Source organism: Streptomyces lonarensis (assembly GCF_012033735.1).
In the GTDB taxonomy this organism is placed as follows: Bacteria; Actinomycetota; Actinomycetes; order Streptomycetales; family Streptomycetaceae; genus Streptomyces; species Streptomyces lonarensis.
This window is the reverse complement of the sequence record NZ_JAAVJD010000307.1, coordinates 1-5,082: the sequence shown is the minus strand read 5'-3', so window position 1 is coordinate 5,082 and position 5,082 is coordinate 1. Positions and strand designations below refer to the sequence as shown.

The window sequence follows — 5,082 nt, the reverse complement described above, 5'->3', positions numbered from 1 at the left end:
GGGGTGGCGGCGCATCCGCGGCTCCGTGGGGGTCGTCGACCTCGACACGCCGCCGGCCGTCCTCGCCGACGCCGTCCGGCGACTACTTCTTGCCGTCGCCCTTGCCGTCCTTGCCCTTGCCGCCGAAGGCGCCCATGGACTCGTAGATCTCCTTGCACATGGGACAGACCGGGTACTTCTTCGGGTCCCTGCCGGGCACCCAGACCTTGCCGCAGAGCGCGACGACGGGGCTGCCGTCGAGCGCGCTGGCCATGATCTTGTCCTTCTGCACGTAGTGCGCGTAGCGCTCGTGGTCGCCATCGCCGTGCGTGGTCTGCGGGGTCGGCTCGACCAGGGTGCCGGTGCCCGCCCCGCGCTCGGGCTCGAGAGTGCTCATGGTCACCAAGCCTAATTCAGCGACGCGTCATCCGGATATGTGGCCAGCATCGCGAGGTTTCCGCCCTGTCTGCGCAGCACGGACCGCCACAGCGCGCCCGGTCGGTCGGCCAGCACGTCCCCCGGTTCGGCGTCGACCACGTGCCACGCGCCCTCGGCGAGCTCCTCCTCCAGCTGGCCGGCGCCCCAGCCCGCGTACCCGACGAAGACCCGCACCCCGCGGACGGCGTCGGCGAGGACGGCCGGCGGCGTGTCGAGGTCGACGACCCCCACGGAGCCGCGGATGCGCCGCCACCCCTCCGGATCGCCCCGCGGGACCACGGCGACGGCGAGGACGGCGTCGAGGGCGACCGGGCCGCCGAAGAAGGCGACGGCCGGTTCGCCGGCGAGCGGGGCCCACTTCTCCAGGATGTCGGCGACCGGTGTCTCGCCGGGGCTGTTGAGGACCACACCCACCGCTCCCTCCTCGTCGTGCTGCGCGATCAGCACCACGGAGCGGCGGAAGGTCGGGTCGGTGAGGGCCGTGGCGGCCACCAGCAGGCGGCCGGCGGTGATCGGCGGGGGCTCAGCCATGGCCCCATGATTCCGCACCCGAGTGGCCTCCGGGAAGCCGTGCCGGTACCGTCGGCCGATCCGGAGGGAGCGTGCGCCCGGCGGACGGGCGCCCGCGCACGGGGCGTCCAGCGGCACCTCTCGAGCGCGGCCCCGCGGGTGGTGCGCCCCGTCGCCGCGGACGCCCCGAACGGGGTCCGGTTACCGCCGCCCGGCGCGCACGGGGGGCGGGAGGACGGCTGGCTCACCCGTACCATCGGATACGGCCACCTGTCCGTATTCGTCTGCCCAGATCGCGAGTTCCATGACCGACGACGTTCTGCTTGTGCACGGAGGCACCCCGATCTCGGGTGAGATCCGGGTCCGCGGCGCCAAGAACCTGGTACCCAAGGCAATGGTCGCCGCGCTCCTCGGGAGCGCCCCCAGCCGCCTGCGCAACGTGCCCGACATCCGCGACGTCCGCGTGGTGCGTGGACTGCTCCAGCTGCACGGCGTGACCGTGCACAGCGGCGAGGAGCCGGGCGAGCTGGTGATGGACCCCTCACGGGTGGAACGCGCCAACGTCACGGACATCGACGCCCACGCCGGCTCCTCCCGCATCCCGATCCTGCTGTGCGGCCCGCTGCTGCACCGGCTCGGCCACGCCTTCATCCCCGGGCTCGGCGGCTGCGACATCGGCGGCCGTCCGGTCGACTTCCACTTCGACGTGCTGCGCAAGTTCGGCGCCACCATCGACAAGCGCGAGGACGGGCAGTACCTCACCGCCCCCCAGCGGCTGCGCGGTTGCAAGATCCGGCTCCCCTACCCCTCGGTGGGGTCGACGGAGCAGGTGCTGCTCACCGCGGTGCTCGCCGAGGGCGTCACCGAGCTGTCCAACGCCGCGGTGGAGCCGGAGATCGAGGATCTCATCTGCGTGCTCCAGAAGATGGGCGCCATCATCTCGGTGGACACGGACCGGACCATCCGCGTCACCGGTGTCGACCGGCTCAACGGCTACACCCACCGCGCGCTGCCGGACCGCCTGGAGGCGGCGTCCTGGGCGTCCGCCGCGCTGGCGACGGGCGGCAGTGTCTACGTGCGCGGCGCCAGCCAGCGGGAGATGATGACCTTCCTCAACACCTTCCGCAAGGTCGGCGGCGAGTTCGAGGTCGACGAGGACGGCATCCGCTTCTGGCACCCCGGCGGGCCGCTGAAGGCCATCGCGCTGGAGACCGACGTGCACCCCGGCTTCCAGACCGACTGGCAGCAGCCGCTGGTGGTCGCGCTCACCCAGGCCTCCGGGCTGTCGATCGTCCACGAGACGGTGTACGAGTCGCGGCTCGGCTTCACCTCGGCGCTCAACCAGATGGGCGGCCACATCCAGCTGTACCGCGAGTGCCTGGGCGGCACCCCCTGCCGGTTCGGGCAGCGCAACTTCCTGCACTCAGCGGTGGTTTCGGGCCCGACCAAGCTGGAGGCGGCGGACCTCGTCATCCCCGACCTGCGGGGCGGCTTCTCCTACCTCATCGCGGCACTGGCGGCGCAGGGCACCTCCCGGGTGCACGGCATCGACCTCATCAACCGCGGCTACGAGAACTTCGAGGAGAAGCTCGTCAGCCTGGGCGCCCGCGTGGAGCGGCCCTCGGCCTCCTGAACTCCCCGGGCCCGCCCCGTGGTTCGGGGCGGGCCCGCAACGCCGACAGGGGCGGCCGTCCGGATCGGACGGCCGCCCCTGTCGGTTCGCCGTGAAGGGCGCCGGACCGCGGATGCCGCGCCGGCGCGGGACGGCTTACTTGCCCTTGGCGGCTTCCTTGAGCTTGGAGCCCGCGGAGACCTTGACGCTGTAGCCGGCCGGGATCTTGATGGGCTCACCGGTCTGCGGGTTGCGCGCGGTACGGGCGGCACGGTGGGTGCGCTCGAAGGTCAGGAAACCGGGGATGGTGACCTTCTCCTCGCCCTTCGCGACGACCTCACCGGTCACCTCGGCCAGCGCCGCCAGAACGGCGTCGGCGTCCTTCCGGGTCACCTCGGCGCGCTCGGACAGAGCGGCTACCAGCTCACTGCGGTTCATAGTTCGTACTCCCGTGTTCTTCTTGCCGATGAGGCGTGAGATCGAAGCCGATGCTGCCAGGGTCCTCGGACATTCCTGGACCCGGGTCAAGTTTCGTGAACCCTCGCGCCCAGGTACGCATCCTGCCCCCAGCTGGGGCGCTATGGCCAATCCGGCGCTGTCTCTGGCCTGCGAGTAACCCTAAAGGGCGGCAGCGGACGCCGGGCAACCCGACGCGCCGCCGTGAGAAGGGCCACCACCGCTCCCCGGCGCCCGCCGGGGCTCGCGCGCCGGGCCTCGGAGCGCGCACGGGGCGCGCGGAACGCGTGACGCCCGCGGCGCGGGAGGCGCGGCGGGTCGGTGTGCCCCGGGCGGCGGCGGGGACCGGCGGGGTGCGGGAGGCGCCGAGAGGCACCGCGTGGCGGCTCCCGCGGGCCGACGTCGGCCGGACCCGCGGGAGGGCGGGCTCAGTCGCCCTGGGACTGCTGGGCGGCCTGGCTGACCGCGCCGGCGACCGCGCCGGAGACCTTCTCGTTGAAGACGCTGGGGATGACGTAGTTGGCGTTCAGCTCGTCCGCCAGCACCACGTCGGCCAGCGCACGGGCGGCGGCCAGCATCATCGACTCGTCGACGGTGCGCGACTGGGCGTCGAGCAGGCCGCGGAAGACACCGGGGAAGACCAGCACGTTGTTGATCTGGTTCGGGAAGTCCGACCGGCCGGTGGCGACCACGGCGGCGGTGCGGCGGGCCTCGGCCGGGTCGACCTCCGGGTCGGGGTTGGCCAGCGCGAAGACCACGGCACCCTCGGCCATCGCCGCGACGTCGGAGGCGTCGAGGACGTCGGGGGCGGAGACGCCGATGAAGACGTCGGCCCCGACCACGGCCTCCTTGAGGGTGCCCGTCATGTTGTCGGGGTTGGTGTGGTCGGCGATCCAGCGCAGCGGGGTGTCGGCGTCCGCGTCCGCGAGGTCGGCGCGCCCGGAGTGGACGACACCGTGGATGTCGGCGACCACCGCGTGCTTGACGCCCGCGGCGAGCAGCAGCCGCAGGATCGCGGTACCGGCGGCGCCGGCGCCGGACATCACGACGCGGACGTCGCCGAGGTCCTTCTCGACCACGCGCAGCGCGTTGTGGAGGGCGGCGAGGACGACGATGGCGGTGCCGTGCTGGTCGTCGTGGAAGACCGGGATGTCCAGCGCCTCACGCAGCCGCGCCTCGATCTCGAAGCAGCGGGGTGCGGAGATGTCCTCCAGGTTGATGCCCGCGAAGCCGGGGGCGATCGCCTTGACGACCTCGACGATGGTGTCGGTGTCCTGGGTGTCCAGGCAGATCGGCCAGGCGTCGATACCGGCGAACCGCTTGAACAGCGCGGCCTTGCCCTCCATGACGGGGAGCGCGGCCTGCGGGCCGATGTTGCCCAGCCCGAGGACGGCGGAGCCGTCGGTGACCACGGCGACGCTGTTGCGCTTGATGGTCAGCCGGCGGGCGTCCTCGGGGTTGGCCGCGATCTGTGTGCAGACGCGCGCGACGCCGGGCGTGTAGACCATGGAGAGGTCGTCGCGGTTGCGGATCGGGTGCTTGGAGCTCATCTCGATCTTGCCGCCGAGATGCATGAGGAAGGTCCGGTCCGAGACCTTGCCGAGCGTCACACCGTCGATCTCGCGCAGCTTGCGCACGATCTCGTCGGAGTGGTCGGTCGAGTTGGCCGCGATGGTGACGTCGATCCGCAGCTTCTCGTGGCCCGAGGCGGTGACGTCGAGGCCGGTGACGTGGCCACCGGACGACTCCACCACGGTGGTGAGCTGGCTGACCGCCGTGCCGCTGGCCGGGACCTCCAGCCGGACGGTCATCGAGTACGAGACGCTGGGCGCCGTTGCCATGCCGACTTCCTTCGTTCTTCCCTGTGGTTCCGGGTACTGCTCCGGAATGGTCCCACCTACCGACTGGTACCTGGTAACCGCCCCCCTGTGATGAAAGTATCTTTCCGCGCTGCGAGAGACGGCTGCGGAGCCCGGGAAGGGCCGGCGCAGGGCGCCCACAGCACCGCGCGACGGCCGCACCCACCGAACGACGCGCCGACACCGGCACCGCGGGCGCGCCGGGCGGCGTCGGCGCGGCCGTCGCGC

General features: G+C 72.3%; 5 protein-coding genes. 1 reads left to right on the top strand and 4 read right to left on the bottom strand.

Annotated elements, in window-relative coordinates; genetic code table 11:
- Positions 1 to 82 precede the first annotated feature (82 nt).
- Together HCN56_RS23375 and HCN56_RS23370 are read right to left on the bottom strand one after the other, a co-directional pair.
- Positions 83 to 376 carry a DUF3039 domain-containing protein gene (locus tag HCN56_RS23375; protein WP_167974308.1) on the bottom strand — a complete coding sequence of 98 codons (294 nt, stop codon included), beginning with the start codon at positions 374 to 376 and terminating at the stop codon, positions 83 to 85.
- A gap of 11 nt (positions 377 to 387) precedes the next feature.
- Positions 388 to 948 (bottom strand): YqgE/AlgH family protein, encoded by a 561-nt coding sequence (locus HCN56_RS23370; protein WP_167974306.1) that lies wholly within the window; start codon positions 946 to 948, stop codon positions 388 to 390.
- A 283-nt stretch (positions 949 to 1,231) separates the two neighbouring features.
- Here HCN56_RS23370 and murA point away from each other — a divergent pair, with 283 nt between their 5' ends.
- Positions 1,232 to 2,560: a UDP-N-acetylglucosamine 1-carboxyvinyltransferase gene (murA, locus tag HCN56_RS23365; protein ID WP_167974304.1), complete on the top strand. Its 1,329-nt coding sequence runs from the start codon at positions 1,232 to 1,234 to the stop codon at positions 2,558 to 2,560.
- A 135-nt stretch (positions 2,561 to 2,695) separates the two neighbouring features.
- On the opposite strand, the gene HCN56_RS23360 is transcribed toward murA, so the two are convergent.
- Positions 2,696 to 2,977 (bottom strand): HU family DNA-binding protein, encoded by a 282-nt coding sequence (locus tag HCN56_RS23360; protein ID WP_167974302.1) that lies wholly within the window; start codon positions 2,975 to 2,977, stop codon positions 2,696 to 2,698.
- A 446-nt stretch (positions 2,978 to 3,423) separates the two neighbouring features.
- A complete protein-coding gene (locus HCN56_RS23355; protein WP_167974300.1) occupies positions 3,424 to 4,836 on the bottom strand; it encodes an NAD-dependent malic enzyme in 1,413 nt (470 codons plus the stop codon).
- Between the last annotated feature and the right edge of the window lie 246 nt (positions 4,837 to 5,082).